The sequence below is a fragment of the Phenylobacterium sp. genome, assembly GCF_020402505.1.
Classification (GTDB): Bacteria; Pseudomonadota; Alphaproteobacteria; order Caulobacterales; family Caulobacteraceae; genus Phenylobacterium.
This window is the reverse complement of sequence record NZ_JADBZL010000105.1, coordinates 1-2,533: the sequence shown is the minus strand read 5'-3', so window position 1 is coordinate 2,533 and position 2,533 is coordinate 1. Positions and strand designations below refer to the sequence as shown.

The following is a 2,533-nucleotide window of genomic DNA, read 5'->3' as shown; positions in this document are numbered from 1 at the left end:
CTGCGGATCACCGCCGACATCGATGAACGGGACATCGGCCGGCTGGCGCCCGGCCAGGAGGCGGTCCTGAAATCCGACGCCTTCCCGGGCCAGACCTTCCCTTCCCGCCTGACCGAGCTGACGCCGCAGGGCGACGCCGCCAGCCGCGTCTTCCGCGCCCGCCTCGCCGTGCCCGCCGGCACGCCCCTGCGGCCCGGCATGACTGTCGAGGCCAACCTCGTGGTGGCGCGCCGCGCCGCCGCCCTCCTGGCGCCCACCGAGGCCCTCTCCGACGGCCGGGTCTGGGTCGTGCGGGAGGGGCGAGCCCATGCCCGGCCGGTCACGACGGGCGCGCGGGGCGTGAAGCGCACGGAGGTCCTCGAGGGTCTCGGCGCCGGCGAGCGCGTCATCCTCTCCCCGTCCGCCCGCCTGCAGGAAGGCGCCCGGGTCACGGCCGCGCCGGACGCCGGCCGGTGAGGCCCCACTTCGGGGTCCTGGTCCGGATCGCCGCCGCTCACCTGGCGGTGCGCACCCGCCAGACCGTGGTGGCCGTCGCGGGGGTGGCCGTAGGGGTCGCCTTCTTCCTGGCGGTCTCCGGGATGATGTCCGGGTCCCAGAAGGACTTCGTGGCCACCCTTGTCGACAGCGCGCCGCACGTGATCGTACGGGACGAGCAGAGGCTTCCGGGGCCGCAGCCCGCCGTGCAGGCGCGCCCCGCCGCGGCCGTGACCGTCTCCGGCGTGCGGCCGAGGGAGGAGGTCCGCGGGCTGAAGGACTGGCCCGCCATGCTGGCCGACCTCGGCGCCCTGCCGGGCGCCCTCGCCGCCCCCTCCTTGAACGGCGCCGTCACCCTGTCCTTCGCCGGGCGGACCGAGGCGGTGGCCCTTAGCGGCGTGGACCCGCGCATCGAAGGCCGGATGGCGAAGATCGACGTCAGCCTGGTCGGCGGGAGGCTCGAGGACCTCGAGGCGCGGCCCGACGGGATCATCATCTCCCGCCCCCTGGCCGACAGGCTCGGGGCCCGGCTCGGCGACACCCTTGTCGCCACCTCGCCCGCCGGGGTGACCCAGCGGATGCGGATCCTCGCCCTGATCGAGCCGGAGGCCATCCAGGGCTTCTACGCCGGGGACAACACCGCCTACGGCCTCCTGCGCACGGCCCAGGTCCTGTTCGCGCGGCCGAACATCGTCAACCAGATCCACCTTCGCCTGGCCGATCCGGCGGGCGCCGAAGCCGCCGCCGGCGTCCTCGAGGCGCGGTGGGGCTACAAGTGGGAGTCCTGGCAGGAGCGCTCCCGGGATATCCTGAACCTGCTCGTCGTGCGCAACGTCGTCATGTACGCCGTGATTTCGGCCATCCTTCTGGTGGCCAGCTTCGGCATCTACACCTCAGTCTCCACCAGCGTGACGGACAAGCGGCGGGACATCGCCATCCTGCGCGCCATGGGCTTCACCGACCGAGACGTGGAGGGGATCTTCCTGCTGGAGGGGCTGACCGTGGGCGTCATCGGCGCCCTGGCCGGCTTCCTGCTCGGCGCCGCCATGCTGGAGGCCCTCTCGCGGCTGCCCCTGACCATAGAGGGACGGCCCCTGGTCATTCCCCTGGATCGCGGCCTGCACCAGTTCGTCATCGCCGGGACGGCGGCCCTCGGTTCGGCCCTCGTGGCCGCCTGGCTCCCCGCCCGCAAGGCCGCCGCCGTGGACCCCGTCGACATCCTCAGGGGGGCTGCGTGACCGGCGAGACTCCCCACCCCGGCGATCCGCCGCCCGTCCTGGAGCTGAGGTCCGTGGACAAGGTCCTGGTGGATCCGGAACCCGCCCACCTGGTGCGCGAGGTCTCCCTCGTCTTCCGTCCCGGGGAGTTCACCGCCATCCTGGGGCCCTCCGGGTGCGGTAAGTCCTCCTTGCTCTACCTGATGGGCCTGCTGGACCGGCCGACCCGGGGGGAGGTGCTCTTTGCAGGCGAGGCCACGCGCGATCTGGGAGAGGGCCACCGGACCCGCCTGCGACTGACTCGGTTGGGATTCATCTTCCAGTTCCACTTCCTGCTTCCAGAGCTGACCGCCGAGGCTAACGTCGCCCTACCCATGGAGCGGCTCGGCAGGCTGACCCGCCGGGAAGCCTCGACGCGGGCCCGTAATCTCCTGGACCGGCTGGGACTGGCGGGCCTGTCGGGCCGACGGCCTGACCGCATGTCGGGCGGCCAGAGGCAGCGGGTGGCCATCGCCCGCGCCCTCGCGAACGACCCGGCCATCCTGCTCTGCGATGAGCCCACGGGGAACCTCGACACCACCAACACGGCGGTGGTGATCGCCGAGTTCCAGCGCCTCGCCCACGAGGAGGGCCGGGCGATCATCTGCGTGACCCACGATGCGGGCGTGGCCGAGGCCGCGGACCGGCGGATCCGGATGCTCGAGCATGACTCTTTTAGATGGAACCGTAACCTGAGTTTCTGAGGTAGTTGGCGCACTCTTTTGGGGTGAAGGCTTCGATGAGGTCTCCGACTTTTCGCCAGGTGGCTTCGATGTTGCGGGGTTGGGTTTGTCGCATGCCGT

The 2,533-nt window shown here is 72.0% G+C and carries 3 protein-coding genes; all 3 read left to right on the top strand.

The features are described 5' to 3' along the window. A partial coding sequence (locus IM632_RS08240) for an efflux RND transporter periplasmic adaptor subunit (protein WP_296552201.1) occupies nt 1-456 on the top strand: 456 nt, incomplete at its 5' end. Then, on the top strand, nt 453-1,712 hold the full coding sequence (locus tag IM632_RS08235; protein ID WP_296479932.1) for an FtsX-like permease family protein: 1,260 nt from the start codon (nt 453-455) through the stop codon (nt 1,710-1,712). The genes IM632_RS08240 and IM632_RS08235, both read left to right, overlap by 4 nt. Next, on the top strand, nt 1,709-2,434 hold the full coding sequence (locus tag IM632_RS08230) for an ABC transporter ATP-binding protein (RefSeq protein ID WP_296479931.1): 726 nt from the start codon (nt 1,709-1,711) through the stop codon (nt 2,432-2,434). Before IM632_RS08235 ends, IM632_RS08230 begins: the two co-directional genes overlap by 4 nt. Nucleotides 2,435-2,533: the final 99 nt, after the last annotated feature.